This window comes from Rhodococcus sp. B10 (assembly GCF_011770055.1).
Classification (GTDB): Bacteria; Actinomycetota; Actinomycetes; order Mycobacteriales; family Mycobacteriaceae; genus Rhodococcoides; species Rhodococcoides kyotonensis_B.
Genome location: NZ_JAAFYV010000033.1, coordinates 1 through 25,687, shown reverse-complemented (window position 1 = coordinate 25,687; position 25,687 = coordinate 1). Strand labels below are relative to the sequence as shown.

The window sequence follows — 25,687 nt, the reverse complement described above, 5'->3', positions numbered from 1 at the left end:
ATTTGGACGCCTTCGAATGCTTTACTACTTTCGCGGGCTGTACGCGTGCTCGCTGTGCGATCACCCGTTTCGCCGTACTTCGGAGGACCCGATGCTGCCGTTCCCCTCTCTTCTGTCGACCTGGCGTGAACGACTCCCCGCCCCCGATCCCGAGATGGCATGGCAACGCTTCGCGCGGTGCAATGGCTACGACACCGATCTCTTCTTCCCACCCGAGAAAGAAGGGGCTGAGTCGCGGGAGCACCGCGAATTCCTCGCGAAACGCGTATGCGGCGACTGCCCGGTGCTGATGCGGTGCCGCGCCGAAGCCGTTCTAACGCAGGAGAGTCACGGCATCTGGGGCGGCCTGTCCGAGAGCGAACGGCGTTATGTCAAGAAGCCGTACCGGTTCGACATTGCCGCGTCGGCTTGACGCGGCGATCTATCTGCGCAAGGTGATGCGGTACGTGTAATGCTCCGGAAGGAAGTAGCTCAGCGCGAGCTCGCAGAGCTCGTCTCTGTCGTTGGAGTACAGACGATCCACCCGCAACATGGCATGCCCGGTATCGCAGTTCACTACTTCTGCAACCTCGGCCGTGGCGGGCGCGACCGTGATCGATTGGTCCGCACGAGCGATCGGCGCATCGAGATGAGGCTCGAGCAACCCGATCAGGGTGGACGTGCTCGACGCTCCCTCCATCAGCTCGGGTGAATCGAGCACGTGCCTGGCAACAGCCTCCGGCAAAAACACCCTAGTGTGCACGAAAGGCACACTGTCGTGCACACGGCGAAACGTCACCCCGTACACCACGTCGGTGTCGAGACGCAGTCTGCTGGCCGCCTCGATATTCACCTGCCGCCGAAGCGGACTCACGATGTCCATCGTCGTATCCGTCGACAGGTTCATCAGGTCCTCGATCGACCCGAGTTGCCGAAGGTAGCGGCTGTTGTGTTCGGTCGCGAAGGTTCCACGGCCGGGTACCCGATGAACGATGCCTTCGGAGACCAGGTCGTGGAATGCTCGGCGAATGGTCTGTCGGCTCGCACCGAATTCCGACGCCAATTCGGATTCGGTGGGAAGCCGAACGCCGTTCTTGTACGTACCCGCAGCTATGTCGCTTCGGAGCTTGTTCGCGACGGTGCGGTAGACGGGCTGAGACGGACGTTCGGCTGCAGTCATGACCAACAGATACTAACGCTGTCCGTTGGTCAGCGCTTTCCGCGTGAAACGAGTTGGCTCGCGATCACGTTGCGCTGAATCTCGTTGGTGCCCTCGCCGACGATCATCAACGGCGCGTCGCGGAAGTAGCGTTCCACGTCGTACTCGGTGGAGTATCCGTAGCCCCCGTGGATGCGGACCGCGTCGAGTGCGACTTCCATGGCGACCTCGGATGCGAACAGCTTGGCCATGCCCGCTTCCATGTCGCAGCGTTCTCCACTGTCGAACTTCTCGGCCGCATGCAGCGTCAGCTGACGTGCGGCGGTGAGCTTGGTTGCCATGTTGGCCAGGTAGTTTCCGACGGATTGGTGCTTCCAGATCGGCTTGCCGAAGCTTTCGCGCTGCTGTGCATAGGCAAGGGAGTCTTCCAGTGCGGCGGCTGCGACGCCAAGTGCACGGCAGGCCACCTGAATACGGCCGGTCTCGAGCCCTTTCATCATCTGTGCGAAGCCTGCACCAGGTGTGCCGCCGAGAATCGCGTCGGCTGAGATGCGGTAGTTGTCGAACGACAATTCGCATGTCTCGACACCTTTGTATCCCAGTTTCGGCAGGTCCCGCGATACGTTCAGGCCTGGTCCGTGCTCGACGAGCACGATGGAGATGCCCTTGTGACGTGGGGTCGCGGACGGATCGGTCTTGCACAGCAGAGCAATCACGCCCGAGCGGCGGGCGTTGGTGATCCAGGTCTTGGCGCCGTTGATGACCAAATCGTCGCCGTCAGTCTTGGCGTTGGTCGACATTGCCTGCAGGTCGGATCCACCGCTGGGCTCGGTGAGGGCCATCGTTGCGCGGATCTCTCCCGTTGCCATCTTCGGCAGGTATTTCTGCTTCTGCGTTTCGGTTCCGTAGAGCGTGATCAGTTTGGCCACAACCGTGTGCCCGCCCATTGCACCTGCCAGACTCATCCAGCCTCGTGCAAGTTCCTCGGTGACATGGACGTAGCAGGGCATCGTCACCGGGGACCCGCCGTATTCCTCCGGAACAGCGAGACCGTAGATGCCGATCTGCTTCATCTGCTCGATCCACTTCTCCGGGTACGCGTTCGCGTGCTCGACCTCCTGCACGGTGGGCTTGACCTCGCGGTCAACGAACTTTCGAACGGTCTCCACCAGAAAAGCTTCTTCGTCGTTCAGCTTGAGGCTCATCATTACTGCTTCCGAGTCGTCAGAGTCGGGTCTGACCCGGCTGCACTTATTTGTACGGCCATTTTGCGCTGAATACATTTAATTGTCAACCGGCCGCCCATCACTGCGGTCACCCGTGGTGTCGTCGGAAGGCGGCCTCGGCGCTCGGATGCATAGGGACCCCGTAGGTCTGGATCAGAGACTGGCTGTCCAAAAACTGAGCACCCGCGGTTCCGGCTGGAATCAACGCGGCCGCGTGCTCGATCAGAATGTCGACAAGCGCCGATGCGACGTTGTCGGCAAGCCTGGACGTCGTCACCAGCAGACTGGGTATCCCGATCGTCGGCGTTTCGGTGTTGTCGGCTCCGTACAAACCGGGCGCCAGCGAGACGGGTTCGTAGAGGGCACCGTACTTCTTACGCAACGGACCCACAGCTGCACCGAGGTCGATCAGACGGATCCCTGAAGGTGGGCCATAACCGGGCCGCGGCACCGCGGCAGGCGTCGGGACACCGCCGGCCCACATAGCGGCAGCGACCGTGCCGTCCGCCAACGAATCGAGAACGGTGGTCAAGGACACCGGCGTCAACAGCACATCCGACGGGGTCAGTCCGAGAGCATCGAGCAATCGCATGCCCGTGGCTTCGGTGCCAGATCCACTCGCGCCCAGGCTTACCGGCTGGCCGATGAGGTCGTCGAACGCTCGAACCGGACTGTCTGCGGCGACCGCGAGTTGAACGTAGTTCGCGTACACCCGTCCGATCGCCCGCAGCTCAGGCGTCCGGCTGGCCGCGTCGGCGGCGGCATCGGCGAGGCTCAATCCCAAGTCGGTTTCGCCGTTCGCCAACATCTGCAGATTACGGACCGAACCGTTGGTGTTCTGATTCACCAAAATCACCCGCGGGTCGTGCTGGGCCGATGCTGTACCGAGCAACTCGGCGAAGGCAGCTTGAAAGCCGCCCGGTTCACCCGACGCAAGGTGCACCGTCGATGATTCACTCGAGCAGGACAGGAGCGGAAACGAGATCCCCGCTCCCGCCGCTCCCAGCAGAAACTGCCGACGGTTCAGCATCACGGCCTGTCCGATGCAGGGTCCGCGACGGTGGCACCTAGGTACTCGGCACTCCGTGCAGGCGCCGAACTCAAGCCCTGTGGTGAGCGTGGAAGAGTTATCTGCACCCGTAGGCCTCCTAGGGGACTTCGGTCGAACCTGATGTCTCCGTTCGCTCGTCGAATCAAGGCAGCAACGATGGACAGGCCGAGTCCAGCGCCGTGTCCCGTCGACACGAACGGGTCTGTGAGGGAACCGAGTGCATCCGCCTCGACACCGACTCCGGTGTCCTCCACTGTCACCAGGATTCGACTCGGCTCGCGATCGTCCAGGCCCCGGCGCGGCGGCAGTATCGCGACTCCGGCCACAATTCGGACACCGTCACCCGCATGTTTGGTTGCGTTGTCGAACAGTACGTCCAAGATCTGAGTGAGGTCCGATTCCCGAATTCGAACCCTCGTTTCGTGGTCGGGCTCGGAACCGATCTCGATCTGTGCACCCCGTTCGCGCACCACCAGAGACCAGAAGTCGACGCGATCGAGCAAAACCGCGTTGACACCGCAATCCTCGGCCACTCCTCCTCCCGGTAGTGCAGGGGTATGCGCAGATGCATAACTCAGCAACTCGTCGAGGATGACGTGTAGGCGCTCTGCTTCGGCGCCGATGATTCTCATGTCATCGCTCAGTCTGTCGGGCACGTCGGCGCTGAGCATGTCGATGCGGAATTGAAGTGCGGTGAGCGGGTTTCGCAGTTGATGGGCGGTCTCGGCGACGAGCCGCTCTTGTGAGTCCACGGCGCCGACGACCGAATCCATCAGGCTTCCGAATGTGCGTGCCAAACTGCGGATCTCGGGCGGGCCACCGCCGTTGTCGATCGATCGAGGGCGACTGCCCGACGCCGATGGCGAATCATCTCCTCGAAACGGCAATTTTGTCTCGAATTCCCGCATCGACGACGCCAGTGAGGACAACGGCGAGAGGACCCATCTCCCGAGGGCGAGCGAGAGAGCCACGAACATGGCCATCGCGAGAACGAATCCGGCGGCGATCACCAGCCACCCTCGAAGTATGTCGCCACGAGCGTCGAGGGTGGACGCCTCGATGACCACTGCCCCGTTCACTTGTGCACCCGTTCCGACAGGTCGTACGAACAGCACGGGGTCGGATCGAAAGGGTGTCAGCCGGTCCAGGTCGGTACTGCGCTCGTTGCGCAGACCTCGCGCGATAGCGTCCGCGACGCGCTCATCGACGTTCATTCCTGCGGAATAGTCCGCGATGCCGCGCGTGGACACAACCAGAACCGGGTCGCCGTAGACGGTTCGGTAGCTGTCGGCCTCCAATTGCAATCCGGTGAGCTCGCCGGTGGTCACGTATTGTTCGGCGATCACTGCAAATCGTTGGACGTCACTGTCCCTGGTCGCTACGAAGGCGCGAGTTCGCGACTCAGAGACCGTCAGAGCCAGGGGTACTGCGAAAGCGGTGAGGGCGATCGTCCCGAGGACGAGCAGCACCAGGACAAGTCGGGTGCGCATCAGTTACCGCTCGGTTCGATCCATCGATAGCCGAAGCCGCGGATTGTCGAAATGGTGCCGGGCCGTTTCAATTTGGCTCGCAACCCCGCCACGTGTACGTCCAAGGACCGACTCACCGTGGCGAAAGCATCTCCCCACACACGGTCGAGGATCTCCTCCCGGCTGACCGCTGCCCCCGGTGATTCCACAAGCATCGCTACGATCGCGAATTCTTTGGTGGTCAATGCAATCGGCTCGCCTGCTACCGACACCGTTCTGCTGGTAAGATCAACGACAATGTCCCCGCTTGTGACAGTCTCGACCGGCGCGGATTCGTCCCGCGCACTTCGACGGTGTATCACGTCGATGCGTGCTACCAGTTCGGCCAGCCGCGCCGGCTTCACGAGATAGTCATCTGCCCCGAGCCGCAGTCCTCGCACCACGCTTCGTTCGTCGCCCCGCGCGGTGAGGACGATGACGGGAATCGAGGTGATGGTGCGCAACTGGCGGAGTATTTCCATTCCGTCCTGATCGGGCAGACCCAAATCGAGGATCACGAAGTCCGCGCTTTTGTGGTCGAGAAGTAGGTCGCCACCGCGTCCGAAAACCGCTACTCGGTGGCCGAATCTGCGAAGCCCTGCGGAGACGGCCGCGGCTACCGAGTCGTCGTCCTCCACCAATGCGATGTTCACTTCGCGCTCCTGCAATCTTTTTGCCGGCCCCGCCGGTTCTCTCGCGCGTACCGACGATGCCGCCGACCGTGACGGACACGGTCGGCGGCAGTGATCCTGATCAGGGGGCCATCGGCAGCTGTTCTAGCTCTTCGGTGACGATACGCTTCCGGCTACAGCGCGACCGTCGTTATCGGCGCCGTCCTGCACCGTTGATGCAGGCGTCTCCGGAACGATACCGTTGGGGTCGAGGGTCGAGCTTCCTCGTGTCTCTTTCATGATCAGTGCCGCGACGAGAGTCAGGGCAGCGCAAGCAGACACGTAGTAGAAATAGGCGCTTTCGAACCCAGCCTGCTTGAGCCCGAGTGCGATCGGTTCCGCAGTACCGCCGAACACCGCTGCCGTCAGTGCGTGGGGCAGGCCGACGCCAAGGGCGCGTACCTTCGTCGGGAACATCTCGGCCTTGACGATGGCGCTGAGCGCGCTGTAGAAGGTCACGATCGTCAGGCCGCACATCATCAGTAAGAACGCGGTGATCGGATTGGTGGTGGCGCCGAGTGCGGTGAGAATCGGGACGGTCAGGAACGCTCCGCCGACACCGAATGCGATCATGACCTTGCGTCGACCGATCTTGTCGGACAACGCACCGACCAGTGGTTGCATGCACATGTAGCAGAACAGTGCGATGAAGTTGATCCACGCGACAGTTTTGGCGTCGATGCCGGAGGTGTTGATCATGTACTTCTGCAGGTATGTGGTGAACGTGTAGAACGCGATGGTGCCGCCGATGGTCAGGCCGAACACGAGTGCGAGTTGCTTGGGGTACTTGAACAAGGTGCGGAGGGAGCCTTCGGGCTTGGTTCCCGACGCTGCCGCTCGTTCCTTCTCTTCGATGTACTGCTCGGACTCTTCCATGCCGCGGCGAATGAACATGACCACGATGGCGGCTATGGCGCCGATAACGAATGGAACGCGCCAGCCCCAATCCATCATCTGCTCACGGGTCAGGACCTGCAGCAGGACGATCTGGATGAAGAGTGCCGTGAGCTGACCCAGGATGATCGAGACGTACTGGAAGCTGGAGAAGAACCCGCGTCGTGCCGGCGTCGCGACCTCGGACAGGTAGGCAGAGCTCGATCCGAACTCGCCGCCGACCGACAATCCCTGTATGAGACGTGCGACGACCAGAATGACAGGCGCGGCGATACCGATCGCTGCGTAACTGGGTGCGACCGCGATGAGCAGTGAACCTGCCGCCATCATGCACACCGATAGTGTCAACGCATTCTTACGGCCGTACTTGTCGGCGTAACGCCCGAGGATGTAGCCGCCGAGTGGGCGCATGAGGAAGCCCACGGCGAACACGACAGCCGTGCTCAGCAGCTGTGCGGTCGGGTCCTCGCTGGGAAAGAACGCCGGCGCGAAGAACACGCTGAATGCTGCGTAGACGAACCAGTCGTACCACTCGACGAGGTTGCCGACGCAACCACGAATAACGTTGCCGACGACCTTGTTCCGTGGATGCGCCGGTTGTTCGGAAGGCTTTGTGGCCATGGTGCGGTGACCTTTCTTGTGACCTGATGCAGTGCTTGTAGTCACTGTGGTTGCGATCACACGAAAGGGGAAGGCTTTCTACCGGAACCTTACGTCGCCTTAAGATTCACTCGTCGATGTCCGCGATAGTCTTTGTCACGAGTGAGTACACTATATATTCATGAGTCCGAGCGATCCGGAGGAGCGCCGCCCGCGGCGACGGTTACGTCTGAGCGATGAGGCTGCAGCGCACGTTCGCGAACGAATTCTCGCAGGTGAGCTGCGTGCAGGCGAGTTCATCCGTTCCGAATCGGTCGCCGACGAACTCGACATCAGCGCCACCCCGGCGCGAGAAGGTCTCCTCGTTCTACAGTCGGAGGGGTTCCTTCGGGTCATGCCTCGCAAGGGCTTCGTCGTCGCCCCTTTGGACCCGAAGGACATCGACGACGTGTTCACTGCGCAGGCATTGCTGGCCGGAGAACTCACTGCGCGCGCGGCTACCCACATAGACGCCTCGGTGGTTGCTGGCCTCGACGTGATTCAGGACAAGCTCGAAAAGGCTGCGAGAGTGAAGAATTACGATGAGGTGGAACGCCTCAATCATGCGTTTCATCGTACTGTCTATGCGCTGGGCGACAGCCCGAAGCTGCAGTGGCTCGTGGGGTCGACTCTGGGGTACGCGCCCCGCACATTCTTCGCTGCGATCACCGGATGGCCGGAAGCCTCCGCCCGAGACCACCGCCGCATCGTCGAATTACTTGCCGCAGGCGATCCGGACGGTGCACGCGCCGCCATGGCGGCACACATCCTCGATGCGGGCCGTCTCCTCACAGCGCACGTGCAGAACATGCACAACCAGCAGTCTAAGAAGTAGAGGTCAGCGGCCCAGGAGCGAGCCGGTGGGCACATTCGTGAAGTGGGCGATAGCGTCGAAGGTCTGCGCTGCGCGCTCTTCGAAGAAGGCGTGCCGGACGCCGGGAAAAGTCAGAATCGCGGCGTCAGGGATCCGAGACGAGAGCAGGTCGCTGTTGATCACCGGTGCGAGCAGGTCCTCGGTTCCGTGCAAAATCAGCGTAGGAGATGCGATCGCGGGCAACATGCCCCAGGCGTCGTGGGCCGCGCTGGCACCCATATGTGCCGCTCGCGCCTCGGGTGTCATGCTCGCATCACCGAGGGTGAAGTAGGGCGGCGGTACATGGGCCAGGAATCGGTCGGAGTACATCAACGAGACCAGGACATCTCGGGTACTGGTCGAATCCGCGATCAGAGACATGCGTACTTCTTCCGATCGTTCGACCGCGTTGGGACCGCCCGGCGTCGTGCATCCCAGCACGAGTCGGTCGACGCGAGTCGGTGCGTCGACGGCGAACCACTGCGCCACTCGTCCTCCCATCGACGTTCCGAAGACGTGGCACCGAGATATCCCCAGCGTGTCGAGGCACCGAACAACATCCTGCGCAAGCATTCTCGTGCTCAGCGGGTCGGTCCCGAGCGTGCTGTGCCCCGTCCCCCGGTAGTCGAAGGTCACGACCGTGTAGACCTCGGAATAGTCCGCGCGCACGCGGTCCCACCAGTGATGGTTGTTCGCCTGGCCCGGGAGCAGGAGCAGCGGAGGACCCGATCCGGTGACCTGAAGTTCGATCCGCGCACCGCCCTCGGCGCGCATGAGCTCTCGGTACTGACCTCGCATTTGCTACCTCGTTGCCGTGGCGAGAATTCTTGCCGCGCGGGCGAGTACTGGTGGATCGACCATGTGTCCGTCCACGTTGGCGACCCCGCTGTCCGCGGGCAGCGACGCCCTGATCTTCTCGGCCCAGGCGACTTCGTCCGGTGTCGGCGTCAATGCCGTCTGGGCAGTCCCGATCTGCGATGGGTGGATACATAGTTTGCCGCTGAAGCCCAACGATTTTCCATACAGGACATCCGCCTCGAGAACCTTCGGGTCAGTCAAATCAGTGGTCACTCCGTCGATCGGCGAGTCGATCCCGGCCGCGGCTGCCGCGAGGACCAGCGACGATCGAGCCGTGAGGAGCGCCTGTCGCTCATCGGGGTCGACCCCCAATTCGGCGGCCAGGTCGATGTGCCCGAGGGCTGTGCGAACAACTCCTGGCACTGACGAGATCGCGGGAGCTGCGAGTACTCCGCGAGCAGTCTCGATCAGGGCGATGACCGGGGCCCGTTCTGCGAGGTCGGCAAGGACTGATGGATCGTCGGCTTTGGGGACCATGACCGCAGCGCCCGTTGCGACTATTGCCGCGATATCTGCTGGCCAGTGCGAAGAGGTCCGCGAGTTGATGCGTACCACCGCCTCCCGGCCGCCGCGTAACCATTCGACAATATTCTCGCGTGCGCTGTCCTTGTCGCCGCCTGCAACAGCGTCCTCCAGGTCGAGAATGACCAGGTCCGCTCCGGACTCGGCGGCCTTGTCGAAACGTTCAGGTCTCGTTCCCGGTACGAACAGGAACGTCCGCGCCACCGCTGCTCGCTGCGCGAGCGTCGTGCTCATCGTCTCACCGCAGTGGCGGATGCTGCCGCGGCGACCGAACCTGTGACCTTCAGTACGGCGGATTGACCGTCCTCGGCCGCGGAGCCTTCGACGACGAAGAGTTCGTTCGCGAACAGCGGGTGGGCGAGTCGGAAGGAGAACTGCGCCACTCGGGAGTCACCCCATGCCCGGCCCACCAGATCAGCCATCAATGTCGCCAGAAGCGGTCCATGCACGACGAGGCCCGGGTATCCCTCGACGCCGGTTGCGTAGGGCGTGTCGTAGTGGATGCGGTGTGCGTTCGCGGTGAGCGCGCTGTAGCGAAAAAGCGTCGGCGGTGGAACGGAACGTGTTGTCGCCCAGTTCGAATCGTTCGATGGCTCGACCTGGGTCGTTGCTTTCTCGAATTTTCGGGTCGGTCCGCCGCTGTCGCTGCGGTACACGATCTGTTGCTGCTCGGTGCGGCACAGCCGGCCGGCCTGCTCGAAGTCGTGCCGGACGACGACGAACAACATTTCGCCGGTCTTGCCGCGCTTGGGTGTCACGGACTCCACCGAGGAGCGGCGCAGTGTAGGGGTGTCGATGCGCAGGTCTTCGTGTGCGGTGATGGTGGAGCCTGCGAACATTCGGCGCCGGTCGGGAATCGGCGGGTAGAAATGTCCTTCGGCCGGATGTCCGTCCAGTCCGAGTTCGGAGGTAGGGGGCCAGTCCTGAAATGCTGTCCAGTGGCCGAGGATCGGGGCTGTCCCGTCGGTGAAACGTGACTCGTCCAGGTCCAGTGTGCGAGCTAGTTGGACAAGCCGTTCGAGGTGCACCACGTCGGTGGTCTCGACGGTGTCGGGCGTCCATCCGTCGGCGTACTTCGCGAGTTCGATCGCCTCGACTGTGTCGTTCTGGGTCATCGCGCGCTCTTCCGTAATGAAAATCTTTTGTAGAAAATATTCTACATGCAGGAGAGGTCTAGTCGGACTTTTCAGTTGTGGAGATCGTCGAGTACGCCGATACCCCGATGGGCGCCCACACATCGCTTGCCACGATGCCGTCGATAGTTCTTCCCAGAAGGATCGCAACGGCATCGGCCGCGACGGACCGGCGGCCACTCGGACGAGCGAGAACCAGCGTGCGTGTGAGAGTCGGTTCGGTGACCACCGTGACAACGGATTCTGAGGCAAACGAACCGTTCACCGCACTCGACGGGAGCAGGGACCATCCGTGAACTTCCGCGACCAGCGAGCGCTGCAGACCGACTTCGTTCGTCTCGAAAGGGACCTCGAGCACCACCCCGAGTTTGGCCGCCGCCGACTCGATCAGGGTGCGTAGACCGTGCGGAGCGCTCGGAAGAATCAACGGACGATTGAGGACTTCGGCGAGCGCCATCGGACCGCCGGAGACGATCACGCCGGGGGGAGCGATTGCCCGTATCTCCTCGACGGCGACCTCGGTGGTGCGGAATCCCTCCGGGAGCGGCTGATCGAAAAGCAACGCCACGTCCACGTCTCCCCCCTCCAACCATTTCGCCAGGTAACCGGCGTACCCCGACGTCAGCCGAAGCCGGATGCCCGGGTGCGCCGCAGCCACCTCCGCTGCAATGCGCGGGCCGATTATGTGCGCAGAACTCGGAAGCAGACCGATCGTCACCAACCCGCGAAGATCGTCGCCACTGGCGCTGGCCTCCTCCCGCGCGCGATCCAACTCGTAGAGTGCTCGACGAGCACGGTCGAGGACTTGCTCCCCCGCTGGCGTCAGCCGCATCCCCGCCCGCGTGCGTTCGAACAGCGCAACGCCGAGTTCACCCTCCAGCGATGCAATTTGGCGCGTCACTGCGGGTTGCACGACATGCAAGACCTTGGCCGCCCGCGTGACACTCCCGGTGTCCGCCACCGCGATCATTGCGCGCAGTTGTCTTATCTCCATTCGGCATTGCTCCCATTCCTGAGGGTCATCAAGCCATTCCAAATTGGCATTACCGCCCTTCAAGTATGTCAGTCCATGATGGGTTGAACAACAGCCGCTTCGGAAGATGGAGTACTACATGAGCTCGACGAACACAGCGCCCGCTTGGCAGAAGGAGGTGTTCGACGTTCTTCGCGCCGGTGACGTGAAACAAATCGCCTACGTTCCGGACGCGGGGCACTCCTATGCAATCCGCGCCGCCATCGACGATCCGACCATCGAGGACGTCGTGCTCACCACCGAAGAAGAAGGCGTCGGCGTCGTCAGTGGTGCATGGCTCGGCGGTCAACGAGCTGTGCTGCTGATGCAGAGCAGCGGAGTCGGCAACTGCGTCAACATGTTCTCCCTGCTCGAGATGTGCCGCTTTCCATTCCTCACCCTCGTGACGATGCGAGGCGAGTATGCCGAGTTCAACCCGTGGCAGATCCCGATGGGTTCGGCGACACAGGAGGCGCTGGAATTGATGGGCATCACGGTGTTTCGAGCAGATCAGCCCGAGGAAGTCGGCGAGGTCGTCTCCGCCGCGTTCGACACCGCATTTCTCGCCGGAGAACGCGTTGCCGTACTCCTCGGACAGACCCTGATCGGACGAAAGAAGTGGGAACGCAAATGAACGAGACGAACAGCATCTACACACTCGACCGCCGCGAGTTCGTCGGCGCCCTTCTCGCCGACACGCCGGATGCCTTGGTCGTCACCGGCCTCGGGTCGCCGTCGTACGACGTCTTCGCACAGGGCGAGCGCGACCGGAACTTCTACCTGTGGGGCGCAATGGGTGCCGCAGTACCGGTCGGACTGGGCCTCGCGCTTGCTCAGCCCGACGAATCGGTCATCGTCATCACGGGGGACGGCGAGCAGTTGATGGGGGTGGGCACGCTCGGATCGGTAGCAGTGAAAGCGCCGCCCAACCTGACCATTGTCGTGCTGGACAACGGCCACTTCGGCGAGACCGGAATGCAGCGCAGCCACTCGAGTCTCGGCACGAGCCTCTCCGCTGTGGCAACCGGATTCGGCATCCCGCATTCGGAGACGATCGATTCGATGGCCGGCGCTAAGACGATCGCCGGGGCAGTGGTAGCCCGCAACCAGACCAGCTTCTTCCAGGTCTTGATCGACACGGGCGAACCCCCGCGCGCGCTACCTCCTCGCGACGGTGTCGCAGTGAAGAACAAGGTCCGCGCAGCACTCGGTTTCACTACCTTCTGATCCCACACAATCCCATCGACGACAGGTTTTCTCATGGAGAAGTATCTCCTGCACATCGACGGCGAACGCCGAGCATCTTCCACTGGTGAGTTCTTCGAGTCCGATAACCCGTTCGAAGGGCGACCGTGGGCACAGATTGCGCGCGGGAACTCCGACGACGTGGATCGAGCCGTCACCGCCGCGCACCGCGCCATGACGAGCGGCCCGTGGGCCGAGATGACGCAAAGTCACCGTGGTCTCGTCCTGACAACAATTGCCGACCACCTGGCGCAGAACGCCGAGTTGTTGGCATGTATCGAAGTACGCGACAACGGCAAGCTGTACAGCGAGATGCTCGGCCAGTGTCAGTACCTCCCCAACTGGTTCCGCTACTACGGCGGATTGGCCGACAAGATCGAAGGAACTGTCGTCCCGATCGACAAGCCGGGCTACTTTGCTTACACGCAGAAGAGCCCGGTCGGCGTAGTCGGAATCATCACGCCGTGGAATTCACCACTTCTGCTTCTCGTTTGGAAGCTCGCGCCCGCGCTGGCAGCAGGATGCTCGGTGGTCATCAAACCGTCGGAGTACACGTCGGCGTCGACGCTCGAGTTCGTCCGGCTGCTCGAAGAAGCAGGTTTGCCTGCCGGAGTCGTGAACGTAGTGACCGGCTTCGGCGTAGAAGTGGGAAGCCCGTTGGTCGACCATCCGCTTGTGCGGAAGATCAGCTTCACCGGTTCCGACGCGACCGGGCGCCGTATCGGCGAACAGGCCTCACGCCAGTTCAAGCACGTTTCACTGGAATTGGGAGGCAAGTCGCCGAATATCGTGTTCGAGGATGCTGATATCGAATCGGCCGTCAACGGCGCGGTGTCCGGCATCTTCGCGGCAACGGGACAGACGTGCATCGCGGGTTCGAGGTTGCTGGTGCAGCGCTCCATTCACGACGAAGTCGTCGAGAAGGTCGTGGCTCTGGCACGCAGCGCACGGATGGGTGATCCGATGGACTCACAGACCCAGGTCGGACCGGTCACCACGCGAGATCAGTTCGACAAGGTGCTGCACTACATCGACGTCGGCCGCGAGGACGGCGCCACCCTCGCGCTCGGAGGAAAGGCGGCGACGGGCGGTGACTGCGGCAACGGTTGGTTCGTCGAGCCCACCATCTACACCGGGGTGAACAACGCGTCGCGACTCGCTCAAGAAGAGGTGTTCGGACCCGTACTCGCCGTCATCGCGTTCGACACCGAAGAGGAAGCAGTCGCGATCGCCAACGACTCGCGATACGGCCTGGGCGCAGGAGTGTGGACCCAGAACATGGGACGCGCCTTCCGTGTCTCTGCAGCGGTTCACTCGGGCACGGTGTGGGTCAACACGTACCGTGCGGTGAGCTACATGATGCCCTTCGGCGGCTTCAAGGACTCCGGCCTCGGTCGAGAGAATGGAATCGGGGCAGTCGACGACTACCTCGAAACCAAAAGCGTCTGGATCAACACCGGCGCACCCGTCGGTAATCCGTTCGTGATGCGCTGAGCTGACGACGCACCCCAATACCGCCCGATGCCACAAGCACTCGGGCGGTATTCGCTGTGCCGAGTCCTTCCGCTTCGTGAGCGCACGGATTCGGTCGGTTCCCGTCTCGATGCCAGACACGATCGAACTTTCTGTTTCTTCGGCCGGGACTGTTGTATGGAATACAGGACACATCCGCTGATGTGTCGCATTGCCCAACGCAGACGAGATACCGGAGACACAGCACCGTGGCCATGAAAAGACTGTCCCACTTCGACCTGTCACTCACTGTCGAGCGTGTCGAGGTGCGTGTGGCGGGCATGTACCGCGGCGGTGTCGGAGCTCCGATCGTGTTTCTGCACGGTTTCGGTTCGACGAAAGAAGACTATGCGGACGTAGTTCAGCAGAGCACCTTGAACGACAGCCCAATAATTGCCTACGATGCGCCTGGTTTCGGTAAATCCTATTGCGCCACACCGCAGCGCCTGTCGATTCCATTCCTGGTCGAGACTGCACTGGCAGTGCTGAAGCTCCGGGGCGTCGACACATTCCACGTAGTCGGTCACTCGATGGGCGGTTTGACCGCGTTGATGCTCGCCTCCGACTATCCGGACCGAGTGCTGTCGTTCATCGACATCGAAGGAAACGTTGCCCCCGAGGATTGCTTTCTGAGCCGTCAGATCGTCGACTCACACCCGGATCCCGAGGCGTTTCTCGTCGAGTTCATCGATCGCGCGTGGAGTTCCCGGTTCTACTCCAGTGCATTGTATTCCTCGAGTCTGGCCCACAAGGTCCGCGCCGGTTCCGTGCGTGGCGTATTCGAGTCCATGGTCGAACTGTCGGACCACGCCGATCTGATGCCGCGTTTTCTGGGCTTACCGATCCCGACGATGTTCATGTACGGAGAGCAGAACCGAACACTGTCCTACCTCGGGCATCTCGCCGCCAACGGTGTCGAACTCGCGGAGATTCCGCTCAGCGGTCATTTCCCGATGTACTCCAACCCACCCGAGATGTGGCGCAGAATAACGGACTTCATCGTAAGGCACTCACCCGAAGCCCTGTCGACTCGATAGGTCTTCGGTGCGCTCCCTACACTGCGGTCAATGCAGTGGTCAGCCTGCCGAGTGCCGCAGTCAGCGCCACATCACCGACAGCGAAACACATGCGCAGCCGTCCGGGCGCGCCGAAGGCTTCCCCCGGTACCACCGCGACGCCGACCTCTTCCAGGAGCCATGACGCGAGCTCCGCGGAAGTGGTTATACCGGATCGATTCTCTGCCAGCAGCTCCCGAACCGAAGGGAACACGTACATTCCACCGTCCGGTAGCGGACAGTCCACCCCGACGATGGCCCGCAGCGCCTCGACAGTGCGATCGCGTCGAGCGCGGTACCGTCGTGCGGTCTGCGCGAGGTCGGACGGATCACTCGAGATGGCTTCGAGTGCAGCGATCTGCGTGATCAAGGGGACGTGGGTGATGGTCCGGGACACGTGACGCGTTGCAGTCGAGACGATGTCGGGTGGGCCGAGAAGCCAGCCGACGCGCCATCCCGTCATCGCGTACGCCTTGGACACACCGTTCACCGAGATCGTTCTCTCGCGCGCCTCGGGTGCCGCCTCGAGCATGCTCGCGTGGGTGCCCTCGTATACGAAGGCGTCGTAGATGTCGTCCACGATCAACCACACATCACGCGTGAGCGCCCACGTCGCGATGGCCGAGAGAGCCTCCCTCGAATACACCGACCCGGTCGGGTTGGCAGGACTGGCCAGTATGACTGCACGCGACCGCGGGGTCCAACTTCTTTCGAGAGAGTCCACTGTAACCAGAAAGTTGTGGTCGGCGTCCACTCCCACGTCGACCGGCGTAGCGCCCGCCGCGATCGCAGCGCCTCGATGCCCAGGCCAGCCGGGGTGTGCTATCAACACCTCTCCCCCGTCGTGGGCTACGGACCCCAACGCCAGATGCAACGCGTGTTTGGTTCCGAGGGTGACCAGCACGTCGGACGCTGACCATGTCGTACCCGTCTTCGCGAAGACGTCGCGCGCCACCACCTGCCGAAGCGCGGTCAGCCCCGAAGCTTCGCCGTAATGGTGCAATTCGGGATCGTCGATCGCGCGCCGCGCCGCATCGACGATGTTGGACGGTGTCGGAGCGTCGGGTTCTCCAGCGGCGAGCACGATGATGTCCCGGCCCTCGGCCCGGAGCTCGTCTGCTCGGGCGCTGATAGCGAAGATCGGGTTGTCCAGCTTGACCGTAGTCATCTGTCGGCACCGAGGCCGTACAGTTCGAGAGTAGTTTTGCCTGCGCGCAGTTCGTCGAAAATGCGTGTCTCGTCGGCAACCCGAGCATCGGACGAGTCGAGAACACGGCCGATCTGCTCCTGTGGGATCGCAACGACCCCGTCCGCGTCGGCGACCACGAGGTCTCCGGTCCGGACCTCGATTCCGCCGATGGTGATGGGTACGCCCATCCCGCCGCTGTAGTCCTTTCGGGTGCCGATGATCGAGATACCTCGTGAGAACACCGAAAAGCCGACTCGAGCCAGTTCGACGGTGTCTCGGACCCCGCCGTCGATCACGAGGCCCAGCAGACCCCGTTGTTGCGCGGCGATGGCGAGTACCTCACCCCAGTGACCGTGCAACGCGCCACCGAGATCGGCGACGAGCACGTGTCCCGGGGGCGCTGATGCCACTGCATTGTGCAGCGCCAGATTGTCGCCGCCGGCGCCTTGTACCGTGAATGCCGGACCGGAGACCCGCGCCCCGACCCACGCCGGTCGAATGCCCGAGTCGAGTGCAATATCGAGTTTCGACGCTTCGTAGATGGTGGCCGTTGCGTGACCACGCGCAAGGTCGGTTGTCATTTCACACTCTGCAAGGTGTGGTAGGAAAAACGCTGACGAGCTTCACGGAGGGTAGTTCCGTCGCGTACGGCATCGACGATTTTGGACTCGGTCCGCTCGATCTTTTCGGCAAGCGTGACAACGTCTTCGGCGCTTCGGAGTGCGACAGCGAGCACCCCGTCGGAGTCTGCGACAATGATGTCCCCTGGGGTGATGGTGACGCCGTCGATCTCGATACTCCCCTGCACCTCCACCAGGCGCACGCGATCCTTTCCGGTCCGCATGAACCGCGCTGCGCTCCACATCGGGTATTCCTGTTCGAGGGTCACAGCTGTGTCCCGGCAGGTGCCGTTGATGACCGTGCCTGCGATTCCCCGGGCCGACGAAGTCTGGGTCATGATGCCGCCCCAGACCGTGCAGTCCGTTCTACCCTGGTTGTCGATGACGATGATCGAACCTGGTTCCACGTCGTCGAGGAAATCTCCGACTGTGCCCGGCTCGTCGGTGATGGGTTCGTATCGAACGGTGTACGCGGGCCCCACCGCACGAATGCGCGATCCGGAGTCGAGGGGGCCGATGCCGTGCAGGGATCCGCGAAGCCCCAATGCATCGAGGGCGTCCGAGATCGATGCTGTGGGAATGGCTCCGAGGCGTTCTGTGAGCGAGCTGTCGGTCATTTTCCTTCACTTCCGGCTAGTCGTGCGTCGTGCATGGTGTCGGGTAGCGCGATTCCGTTGCGCAGATCTTGGGCGATGCTTCGTTCTCGTGCTGTAATGGCCTGCGCTTTCGCCAGAATCTCGGCCGCGTGCTCGCGCGGGACGAAGACGGTTCCGGTCTCGTCGGCAAGGACGATGTCCCCGGGTGCAACCCACACGCCTGCGATCTCGACAGGCATTCCTGTCGACTTCTGCTGCAGTCGCCCGCGCGCGGTAGCGGGGATGCCTCCGCGTGAGAACACGGGATATCCGAGTTCGCGTGCTTCGCCGAGGTCGCGGCAACATCCGTCGGCGATCGTTCCGCGAACACCGCGGAGGCTCGCTCCGAGGCTGAGCAATCCGCCCCAGCACGAGACGTCGGTGCGGCCGTTGTTGGCAACGACGATGACGTCGTTGCCGCCGGCCGATGCGACGGCGGTGCTTCCGATGTGTGGTCCGCTCGGGCCCGGTGTGTACGGCTCGAGTTCCACGGTGACCGCGAACCCCACGATCTTCGATACTCCTGTGACCGGAATGATTCCGCCGATCCCGCTCGGTTTGCCCAGCCCGTCGAGGGCATCGCTCACGGCTGCACTGTCCAGGTCCGCGAACGCGTCGAGGAGAGATGTGTCGTTCATTGCTCTATACGATCCTCATTCCACGATATTGTGAAGGTCCGATCGGGTCTTCCATCGATACGGAGAGCGAATAGATGATCGAGATCCGCCAAGCTCGTTACTTCATAGCCGTTGCCGAAGAACTGCACTTCGGACGTGCCGCGGCGCGGCTCAACATGTCTCAGCCGCCGCTCTCACAGGCGATTCTGCAATTGGAACGAGACACCGCCGTCACACTGCTGAACCGTTCGAGTAGGTCGGTCAATCTGACGCAGGCCGGGGCAGTCTTTCTCGATCACTGTCGGGTCATGGTGCAACAGGCTCAACGAGCCGAGACCGCGGCGCAGCAGGCCCAGAACGGCTACCTCGGAGAGGTTGTGGTCGGCGCAGTGTCGTCGGCGTTCGAGAATCTGCTGCCGAATGCACTGTCCACGTACCGTCGTACCCGGCCGGGTGTTCAACTCTACTTCCGAGAAACCGATACACACGCCGGACCACCCGCGGTACTCAGGAACGAACTCGACATTGCCATCGTCCGACAGACGACGAGCCCGGCCGGGTGTCGCGTGGTACCGCTGCGCCGCGACCATTTCGTGACCGCGGTCCCGTCGACCCACCCAGCAGCTGCGCACAGCGGACCCGTCGACCTCGCCTCGATGGCTGGCGAACCATGGGTCTGGCTTCCGCGAGAGATTTCGCCGAGCTATCACGACGAAATGGCATCCGCCTGCAGGGACGCCGGATTCACGCCGGACGCCCGGCATTACGTCAACTCGATCAACACCCAGATTGCGATGGTCGAGTGCGGCCTCGGAGTGACGATCGTCCCGCATTCGTCCGCCGTGTCCCGATCGGACAAGGCCGTGTTTCTGGAACTCGCCGACCGCGTATCACTGACCGAACTGTCTCTCATCCTTCGTCTGGAACCGGAACCATCGATCGACCACTTCGTGGCCTGCGCGACCGCCGTCTCCTGACCCTGGCCGGCGGACCACGTCATACCAGCGTCGGGCGCCTCACGAACTACGTAACAAACGATTTACACGAAACGACAGTTCGTATTCGAACGATCGTATACCGTGCATGTACAACCGCATCGAAAGGTGGTGACGCAGTGCAATCTTTGTCCGGGCGCGAAATCGCGTACGAGTTCATCCGCACGAACATTCTTCCCGACCCCGCGCTCCAGGGCAGCTTCGTCAGCGAGGAGGAGATCGCGATGCGTGCGGGAGTGTCTCGCACTCCGGTCCGTGAGGCTCTGATCATGCTCGGAACCGAAAACCTGGTACACCTGGTGCCCCGTCGAGGCGTCTTCGTGTCCGCACCGACGTCACGCGAGATACACGAGCTCATCCAGTTCCGCATGCTTCTGGAGAAGTGCGCGATCACCAACGCCATCGAGCGGAAGAATGTCGATACCGCAGCAATGGAAGCACTTTTGGATCAACAGTCCGCCTTGACGACCGGCGCCAGCAATGCCACCGAGTTCATCGCACTGGACTTTCGGTTCCACTTGACGTTCATAGAGGCTGTCGAGAACACTCTGATTCGTCAGTCGTATGCAAGTCTCCAATCACAGCAACTGCGCGTCGGTGCCCTCGCAGTCTTCGGTGACGTCGAACGCCGGGCACACGTACTCGACGAACACCGCCAAATCGTCGACGCCGTGAAAGCCGGCGACCGCGAGACCCTCGATTCCGTGATCGAAAGCCATCTGGCTCACTCACTGGAGAGCATGTTGCTGCTTCATCCCCGCCACGCGGGCATCATCTGACCGTTCGACACCGCACCCACGGGTACCTGTACTCGAAAGATTGTATACCTACTGTGTTCAATCAAGGAGATGACCATGACAACATTGACCTTCGACGTAGCAGATCACGGCACACGCGTCGTCCACGTCACGCGAGTTCTGAACGCAGGGTTCGCCGGAGCCGACCAAAGTTCGGTTCTCGCCCACATCGACGAGTTGGCCGAACTCGGAGTGCCCCGCCCCACCAGCGTTCCCACGCTGTACAACCTCGCACCGATTTCGACGTCCCAAGCAGACGAGGTGTGGGTCCACGGCGACCGAACATCCGGCGAAGCCGAATGGGCTTTGATCGTGGATGATTCGAACGACCTCCTGCTGACGGTCGCCTCCGACCACACCGATCGCCAGCTCGAAACCCATCGCATCGACTGGGGCAAGCAAATCGCCCCCGACGTCCTCGCTCGAGCTGCCTGGCGTCTGTCGGATATCGATCCGGCCAGCAACAGCATTCGTCTCCGCAGCTGGGGAAGCAAAGGTGGCAGCGAGGACGTCCTGCTGCAGGAGGGCACCCTGGACCAGCTACTGCCGCCCGCGTACTGGATCGAAACTCTGACCGATGCGGGACTGCTAGTACCCGGCACCGTCGTCCTTGGAGGGACGCTGCCGATGATCGACCCCGAAGCGCAGTACGCAGATACGTGGACGGTCGAGCTCGAGGACCGGGACAAGGGCCGCGCACTGAGGTTGTCGTACGCCATCCACATTCTGCCCACGCTCGAGCCGTCCACGATGCGCGTCGGCTGACGAAACCGCCGGCACTCGCGTCGACTCATCGAACCAAAACGAGCATGAACCAAAACGAGGTTGCCGCATTGCGGGCGGCAACCTCGAACAGCGAAACTCCAGAGAAGGAATGCACTGTGACCACGAAAATACAGGATGGGACCTCGAGTTCTCGCTCCGGGCCGGTCCGTTCCGGAATGGCAGCGCTCATCGGGACGACGATCGAGTTCTACGAGTTCGGCATCTATGGACTACTGGCACCCACGATCGCACCATTGTTCTTCCCCGACGCGGACCCTACTGCGGCTCTGCTCGCTACCTTTCTTCTGTTCGCCATCGCGTTCGCGATCAGGCCGATCGGCGGGATCGTCCTCGGTCGGATCGGTGATGCCACCGGGCGCAAGAACGTTCTGATGGCAACCATCGTCGGAATGGGGATTGCCACGGCAGCAATCGGATTGCTGCCGACGTACGTGCAGATCGGCGTGTTGGCCCCTGTTCTGCTTCTCGTCTGCCGTCTGGTCCAAGGTTTCTTCACCGGCGGGGAACAGGTCGGCGCTTCGACGTACGTCACCGAATCCGTGCAGGACGGTAAGCGGGGATTCTACGGAGCCTTCATGCCCACCGGAGTTGCGTTGGGTCTCGGTTCGGCGAGCCTCGTCACCGGCATCACCTCGTCGCTGACGACCGATGCCCAGATGTCCGACTGGGGTTGGCGCGTACCGTTTCTCGTCAGCGTTCCGCTGATCGTGGTCGCCATCCTCATCCGTCGACACATCACCGAATCGGAGGAGTACCTCGAACTGGCTGCAAGTGGGCACCGGGAAACATCTCCGGTCCGCGAGACGTTCCGCAGCCACCGTGGCGCTCTGGCCAGGGTCGTCCTGATCGGCTACGGTCAGAACGTCGGATACTGGGTCGGTATCACGTTCATGAGCACGTTCCTCATCAAGTTCCAGGGATATTCTCAATCGTCGGTACTGTGGCTGGTCACATTCACCACGCTCGGTCTCGCAATCTGTATGCCACTGTGGGGACTGCTGTCCGACCGAATCGGTCGCAAACCGATCCTCCTGGGTGGGTTTCTCGGCTATGCCATCCTTTCCTTCCCCATGATGTCGCTCATGACCCGCGAGAACTTCGCACTGGCGGCCACTGCGTTCGTCGTTCTCGCACTGCCCTTTCCAATGGTCCAGTCCATGTGCTACTCGATCTACACCGAACAGTTTCCCGCTCCCGTGCGGTACACCGGAATGGCGATCAGCTACAACTTCGCCACCATAATCGGTGCAGGCCTGAGTCCCTACCTCGCAACACTTCTCATCTCCTCCACCGGCTGGGACCTCGCCCCCTCCATGCTGTTGACTGCGGGAGCAGTTGTCAGTCTGGTCACGCTCGGCGTGTTCACCGCCGTCAGCCCAGGCACGAGGAAGGCCGAGGCATCGAACTCCCTGCCGACAGCACTTCCCGAAAGCGCAGACGCCACAACTCGACAGGACTGAACACATGACACGCAGCAACAGCCGCGCAGAACGATCGGCGCGCACTATCGAACACGTCCGGGACCAGTTCGCTCGTATGGCCGAACGCCAGAGCCTCAACGCGATCAAATCGACTCTTCCTATAGACAGCCTGTCTGCTTCGATCGGGGCAGCACCCTCGACCCCCGGCCCCCTGGACGGAATCACCGTCGGCGTCAAGGACAACATCGACACAGCCGGCTCGTTGACCACCATGGGCTCGACGTTCTTCACCAACAATGTCACCGACACCGACGCACCCGTCGTCCGCCGACTTCGCGCAGCTGGGGCGCTACCCATTGCCAAGACCTCACTGGCGGAATTCGCCATGGGTGCAACGGGTCAGAACCAGCACTACGGAACGGTTGCCAATGCCGTCGACCCCACCCGGATCTCCGGCGGCTCCAGTAGCGGATCGGCTGTCGCGGTAGCGGCCGGGTTGGTGGACGTCGCACTAGGAACCGATACCGGTGGATCCATTCTGGCCCCGTCGGCGCTCAACGGAGTGGTCGGGCTTCGCCCGAGTGTGGGCCGGGTGTCCAACATCGGCGTCATGCCGGTCAGCACATCTCTCGATCGCGTCGGACCGATCGCACCGACAGTCGAAATGGCCAGACGCGTCTTCTCGGCCATGGCCGGAACCGGGAAGGCGGACAAGTACCAGATTCAGGATCTTCGTCCGGTCGTTACACCCCCGCACTCACTGTCCAGCTTGCGTATCGCTCTCCCGAGCAACCATTTTCGCGCCGAGGACAGTCAGATCACCGACGCGATCTCCGAAGCCCGCGCAACATTCGAAGAGCTTGGCGCTGCCGTGACCGTCATTCATTTGGACGGCGCCGACGACGCACAGTCCATGATTGTGAAGATGATGTTTCCCGACTTCGCTGCCGTTCACGAAGCACGGTACAAATCGAACCCGGACGGTTTCGGCGACGACGTGCGCTTCCGGCTCGAAATCGGTCTGGCGGCCTCGGGCGTCGAGTACTCACGGGGATTGTCGTGGGCCTCGGAGTGGAGGCGCACACTCGATACCGTGTTCAGCGAATACGATGTCGTGCTGACTCCGTCGACACCCGTGCTGGCACCACTGATCACCGAATCCACGACAGTGACCACCAGCCCCGTGGTTACGCGCTTCACCCATCCTTGGTGCCTGTCCTTGGGTCCGACACTCACTCTGCCGTGCGCAATCAGATCGGGATTGCCGGTCGGGATGCAGCTCTCCGGTCCACCCAATTCCGAGGAACTCTTGTTCGGCGTCGCTGCGCAATTCGAACAGACGCGCGCCGCGCTACTCACGACAACAGCAGGAGGAGCTCGATGACTGCGAGCAGCGGCATGCAAGCGAAGTTGAAGTCGGGCGAGACCGTCTACGGCACTTTCGTGTCCATCCCGGAACCGGCCATCGTCGAGATTCTCGGCTGGTCCGGGTACGACTTCGCGGTCATCGATTTCGAACACACGTCCATGGACACGCGCACTGTCCTCGACATGGTCCGCGCCGCCGAAGCTTCCGGAGTGACCCCACTCGCCCGCATCGGACTGCGGGACTTGACTACCGCACTACGGCTCGTCGAAATCGGCATCAAGGGCATACTTGCGCCACACGTGACCGACCGCGAATACCTCGAACAGCTCCAAGCGGTCGTCCGGTACCGAGGAGCAGGCGGTGACCGCGGGATCGACCCGTCGACCAGAAGCGTCCGATACGGAATGGACAATGTTGCAGACAAACTCGGTCCCGACACCGAGGTGATGATCTTTGCTCTCGTCGAGGACCGCGAGGGCATCGACAACATAGCGGACATAGCCGAGTTCGACGGGCTCGACGGGGTGATGCTCGGGGCTGCGGATCTTGCACGGTCCTACGGTCAAGGCGCCGATGTCGGCCACCCTCTTGTGAACGAAGCCATCGAGAGCGCGTCGAAGGTGCTGAGGGCAGCAGGCATTCCGAGCTGGCGGGCTGCGTACACCCCGGATCAGGTCCGAGGAATCCGAGAACAGGGCGCACGAATCGTGTCGACCCCGGCTGTTGACGCCCTTCTGATTTCGGCTGCCTTCCGTGACCAACTTCGAGCAGTGAAGGGCGACGACGCCACCGTTCGCTGACCATTCCATCGAGACAGAACAGGCAGAATTTCAATGTCGAATACACGAACACTTTCCGTGGCGATCGCTCAGATTGCAACCGGAGCCGTACCCGAGGACAATCTCGCACGCGTACAGAAAGCAATCGGTGACGCCGCTTCTTCCGGGGCTCGCATCGTAGTCCTGCCCGAGGCATCACTGGTCAGGTTCGGCGTCTCCCCAGCCCCGTTCGCAGAATCCCTGGACGGTCCCTGGGCACGCGCGATCCAGGAGACCGCAGTCCAGCTGGGCGTCGTGGTGCTGGTCGGTACATTCACGCCTGCCGACGACGGCCGAGTTCGTAACACGATTCTGGTCACCGGTGAACACATTCATGAGGGCTACGACAAGATTCATCTGTACGACGCCTACGGCTTCTCGGAATCCGCAGACGTTCAGCCCGGAAACACCCCGTTCGTGTTCGAGGTCGACGGCATCACCATAGGTGTTGCGACCTGTTACGATGTCCGCTTTCCCGAACTGTTCAGAGCGCTCGCGGACCGCGGTGCGGAGGTCATCCTAGTGACCGCTCATTGGGGTGCAGGCGACGGCAAAGTCGATGCGTGGCGCCTGCTCAACCAGGCTCGGGCCGTCGACTCGACCACATGGATCGTCGCTGTCGATCAGGCCGATGCACGCACTGCGGGCGTCGACGAGCCGGACGGCCCACGATTCGGCGTCGGTCACAGCCTCGTCGTGACACCGATGGGGGTCGTCCAGCACGAGTTGGGAGCAGCGGAAGAGCGTCTGACCGTAGAACTGGACATCGGCGCCGTGCAGAAGGCCAGGAAAGTGATCCCCGTCCTCGCCAATCGCCGTCTCGGAACGCTGGCAGGGAAAGCGTAAGGCCTTGCTCTGAAGGTCAGGTCCTGCGTCGCAACCACTATGCGGCGAGGTACCTCTTGCGTTCGAAAGGTGCACGCGCATGAACGGAGTTGTTCAACGCCTCCGCACGGCGCCGTGTCGGTTCGCGAACTTGGGAGCCGGGAACACGAGGAGGTAATCGCCGAGCTCACTGCCGACGAACTCGCGCAGTGCTGGGTATGGGTAGCGACGCCGCGCCACGTGGAAAAGGCCGCTGCAGCAGGCGCACGTAACTTTCAGTACTGCTTCTCGGCCTCCA

27 protein-coding genes and 1 pseudogene are annotated in these 25,687 nt (G+C 62.2%); 14 read left to right on the top strand and 14 right to left on the bottom strand.

What is annotated here, in order from left to right:
* Positions 1–91 precede the first annotated feature (91 nt).
* Positions 92–412 (top strand): WhiB family transcriptional regulator, encoded by a 321-nt coding sequence (locus RhoFasB10_RS19985; RefSeq protein WP_240931324.1) that lies wholly within the window; start codon positions 92–94, stop codon positions 410–412.
* Positions 413–421: 9 nt separating this feature from the next.
* On the opposite strand, the gene RhoFasB10_RS19980 is transcribed toward RhoFasB10_RS19985, so the two are convergent.
* From RhoFasB10_RS19980 to RhoFasB10_RS19955, 6 genes are all read right to left on the bottom strand, one after another.
* Positions 422–1,159, bottom strand: a complete 738-nt coding sequence (locus tag RhoFasB10_RS19980; RefSeq protein WP_167678191.1) for a GntR family transcriptional regulator — start codon at positions 1,157–1,159, stop codon at positions 422–424.
* Positions 1,160–1,188: 29 nt separating this feature from the next.
* Positions 1,189–2,343 (bottom strand): acyl-CoA dehydrogenase family protein, encoded by a 1,155-nt coding sequence (locus RhoFasB10_RS19975; protein ID WP_167678235.1) that lies wholly within the window; start codon positions 2,341–2,343, stop codon positions 1,189–1,191.
* 109 nt (positions 2,344–2,452) lie between these two features.
* Complete coding sequence (locus tag RhoFasB10_RS19970) at positions 2,453–3,394, bottom strand: TAXI family TRAP transporter solute-binding subunit (RefSeq protein WP_167678233.1); 942 nt, start codon at positions 3,392–3,394, stop codon at positions 2,453–2,455.
* Positions 3,394–4,761 (bottom strand): HAMP domain-containing sensor histidine kinase, encoded by a 1,368-nt coding sequence (locus tag RhoFasB10_RS26825; RefSeq protein ID WP_167678189.1) that lies wholly within the window; start codon positions 4,759–4,761, stop codon positions 3,394–3,396. The genes RhoFasB10_RS19970 and RhoFasB10_RS26825 overlap by 1 nt, the downstream gene beginning before the upstream one ends.
* A gap of 143 nt (positions 4,762–4,904) precedes the next feature.
* Complete coding sequence (locus tag RhoFasB10_RS19960) at positions 4,905–5,576, bottom strand: response regulator transcription factor (protein ID WP_167678187.1); 672 nt, start codon at positions 5,574–5,576, stop codon at positions 4,905–4,907.
* Positions 5,577–5,699: 123 nt separating this feature from the next.
* Complete coding sequence (locus RhoFasB10_RS19955; protein WP_167678185.1) at positions 5,700–7,109, bottom strand: MFS transporter; 1,410 nt, start codon at positions 7,107–7,109, stop codon at positions 5,700–5,702.
* Positions 7,110–7,269: 160 nt separating this feature from the next.
* Here RhoFasB10_RS19955 and RhoFasB10_RS19950 point away from each other — a divergent pair, with 160 nt between their 5' ends.
* Complete coding sequence (locus RhoFasB10_RS19950; RefSeq protein WP_167678183.1) at positions 7,270–7,962, top strand: GntR family transcriptional regulator; 693 nt, start codon at positions 7,270–7,272, stop codon at positions 7,960–7,962.
* Positions 7,963–7,965: 3 nt separating this feature from the next.
* On the opposite strand, the gene RhoFasB10_RS19945 is transcribed toward RhoFasB10_RS19950, so the two are convergent.
* Genes RhoFasB10_RS19945 through RhoFasB10_RS19930 form a run of 4 tightly spaced genes read right to left on the bottom strand, consistent with a single transcriptional unit; the run spans position 7,966 to position 11,487 of the window.
* The gene (locus RhoFasB10_RS19945) at positions 7,966–8,778 is read right to left on the bottom strand and encodes an alpha/beta fold hydrolase (protein ID WP_167678181.1); all 813 of its coding nucleotides are present in this window, start codon (positions 8,776–8,778) and stop codon (positions 7,966–7,968) included.
* A gap of 3 nt (positions 8,779–8,781) precedes the next feature.
* On the bottom strand, positions 8,782–9,594 hold the full coding sequence (locus RhoFasB10_RS19940; protein WP_167678179.1) for a CoA ester lyase: 813 nt from the start codon (positions 9,592–9,594) through the stop codon (positions 8,782–8,784).
* Positions 9,591–10,475 carry a MaoC/PaaZ C-terminal domain-containing protein gene (locus RhoFasB10_RS19935; RefSeq protein WP_167678177.1) on the bottom strand — a complete coding sequence of 295 codons (885 nt, stop codon included), beginning with the start codon at positions 10,473–10,475 and terminating at the stop codon, positions 9,591–9,593. The genes RhoFasB10_RS19940 and RhoFasB10_RS19935 overlap by 4 nt, the downstream gene beginning before the upstream one ends.
* Before the next feature lie 58 nt (positions 10,476–10,533).
* Positions 10,534–11,487 (bottom strand): LysR family transcriptional regulator, encoded by a 954-nt coding sequence (locus tag RhoFasB10_RS19930; RefSeq protein WP_167678175.1) that lies wholly within the window; start codon positions 11,485–11,487, stop codon positions 10,534–10,536.
* 118 nt (positions 11,488–11,605) lie between these two features.
* On the opposite strand from RhoFasB10_RS19930, the gene RhoFasB10_RS19925 reads away from it, so the two are divergent.
* From RhoFasB10_RS19925 to RhoFasB10_RS19910, 4 genes are all read left to right on the top strand, one after another.
* A complete protein-coding gene (locus tag RhoFasB10_RS19925) occupies positions 11,606–12,139 on the top strand; it encodes a thiamine pyrophosphate-binding protein (RefSeq protein ID WP_167678173.1) in 534 nt (177 codons plus the stop codon).
* Entirely contained in the window at positions 12,136–12,732 is a 597-nt protein-coding gene (locus RhoFasB10_RS19920) for a thiamine pyrophosphate-dependent enzyme (protein WP_167678171.1), read from the top strand. The genes RhoFasB10_RS19925 and RhoFasB10_RS19920 overlap by 4 nt, the downstream gene beginning before the upstream one ends.
* 33 nt (positions 12,733–12,765) lie before the next feature.
* Entirely contained in the window at positions 12,766–14,244 is a 1,479-nt protein-coding gene (locus tag RhoFasB10_RS19915; protein WP_167678169.1) for an aldehyde dehydrogenase, read from the top strand.
* A 233-nt stretch (positions 14,245–14,477) separates the two neighbouring features.
* Positions 14,478–15,299, top strand: coding sequence for an alpha/beta hydrolase (locus tag RhoFasB10_RS19910; protein ID WP_167678167.1), 822 nt, complete (start codon positions 14,478–14,480; stop codon positions 15,297–15,299).
* 16 nt (positions 15,300–15,315) lie between these two features.
* On the opposite strand, the gene RhoFasB10_RS19905 is transcribed toward RhoFasB10_RS19910, so the two are convergent.
* The 4 genes from RhoFasB10_RS19905 to RhoFasB10_RS19890 are packed head-to-tail and all read right to left on the bottom strand — an operon-like array spanning position 15,316 to position 18,399.
* On the bottom strand, positions 15,316–16,485 hold the full coding sequence (locus RhoFasB10_RS19905; RefSeq protein WP_167678165.1) for an aminotransferase class I/II-fold pyridoxal phosphate-dependent enzyme: 1,170 nt from the start codon (positions 16,483–16,485) through the stop codon (positions 15,316–15,318).
* Positions 16,482–17,087 carry an RraA family protein gene (locus RhoFasB10_RS19900; protein WP_167678163.1) on the bottom strand — a complete coding sequence of 202 codons (606 nt, stop codon included), beginning with the start codon at positions 17,085–17,087 and terminating at the stop codon, positions 16,482–16,484. The genes RhoFasB10_RS19905 and RhoFasB10_RS19900 overlap by 4 nt, the downstream gene beginning before the upstream one ends.
* Positions 17,084–17,743 (bottom strand): RraA family protein, encoded by a 660-nt coding sequence (locus RhoFasB10_RS19895; RefSeq protein ID WP_167678161.1) that lies wholly within the window; start codon positions 17,741–17,743, stop codon positions 17,084–17,086. The genes RhoFasB10_RS19900 and RhoFasB10_RS19895 overlap by 4 nt, the downstream gene beginning before the upstream one ends.
* Positions 17,740–18,399: an RraA family protein gene (locus RhoFasB10_RS19890; protein WP_167678159.1), complete on the bottom strand. Its 660-nt coding sequence runs from the start codon at positions 18,397–18,399 to the stop codon at positions 17,740–17,742. The genes RhoFasB10_RS19895 and RhoFasB10_RS19890 overlap by 4 nt, the downstream gene beginning before the upstream one ends.
* 74 nt (positions 18,400–18,473) lie before the next feature.
* Here RhoFasB10_RS19890 and RhoFasB10_RS19885 point away from each other — a divergent pair, with 74 nt between their 5' ends.
* The 8 genes and pseudogenes from RhoFasB10_RS19885 to RhoFasB10_RS26470 form a co-directional block, all read left to right on the top strand.
* Entirely contained in the window at positions 18,474–19,355 is an 882-nt protein-coding gene (locus tag RhoFasB10_RS19885) for a LysR family transcriptional regulator (RefSeq protein WP_167678157.1), read from the top strand.
* A 137-nt stretch (positions 19,356–19,492) separates the two neighbouring features.
* Positions 19,493–20,152, top strand: a complete 660-nt coding sequence (locus RhoFasB10_RS19880) for a GntR family transcriptional regulator (protein ID WP_167678155.1) — start codon at positions 19,493–19,495, stop codon at positions 20,150–20,152.
* Between the two features lie 75 nt (positions 20,153–20,227).
* Positions 20,228–20,935: a DUF2848 family protein gene (locus RhoFasB10_RS19875; RefSeq protein ID WP_167678152.1), complete on the top strand. Its 708-nt coding sequence runs from the start codon at positions 20,228–20,230 to the stop codon at positions 20,933–20,935.
* A gap of 116 nt (positions 20,936–21,051) precedes the next feature.
* Positions 21,052–22,416, top strand: coding sequence for an MFS transporter (locus tag RhoFasB10_RS19870; protein WP_206031138.1), 1,365 nt, complete (start codon positions 21,052–21,054; stop codon positions 22,414–22,416).
* A 4-nt stretch (positions 22,417–22,420) separates the two neighbouring features.
* On the top strand, positions 22,421–23,761 hold the full coding sequence (locus RhoFasB10_RS19865; RefSeq protein ID WP_167678150.1) for an amidase: 1,341 nt from the start codon (positions 22,421–22,423) through the stop codon (positions 23,759–23,761).
* Positions 23,758–24,546 carry an aldolase/citrate lyase family protein gene (locus RhoFasB10_RS19860; RefSeq protein WP_167678148.1) on the top strand — a complete coding sequence of 263 codons (789 nt, stop codon included), beginning with the start codon at positions 23,758–23,760 and terminating at the stop codon, positions 24,544–24,546. The genes RhoFasB10_RS19865 and RhoFasB10_RS19860 overlap by 4 nt, the downstream gene beginning before the upstream one ends.
* Before the next feature lie 57 nt (positions 24,547–24,603).
* The gene (locus RhoFasB10_RS19855; RefSeq protein WP_346764437.1) at positions 24,604–25,410 is read left to right on the top strand and encodes a carbon-nitrogen hydrolase family protein; all 807 of its coding nucleotides are present in this window, start codon (positions 24,604–24,606) and stop codon (positions 25,408–25,410) included.
* Between the two features lie 150 nt (positions 25,411–25,560).
* A pseudogene (locus tag RhoFasB10_RS26470) lies at positions 25,561–25,687 on the top strand (hydroxymethylglutaryl-CoA lyase); the annotation flags it as partial.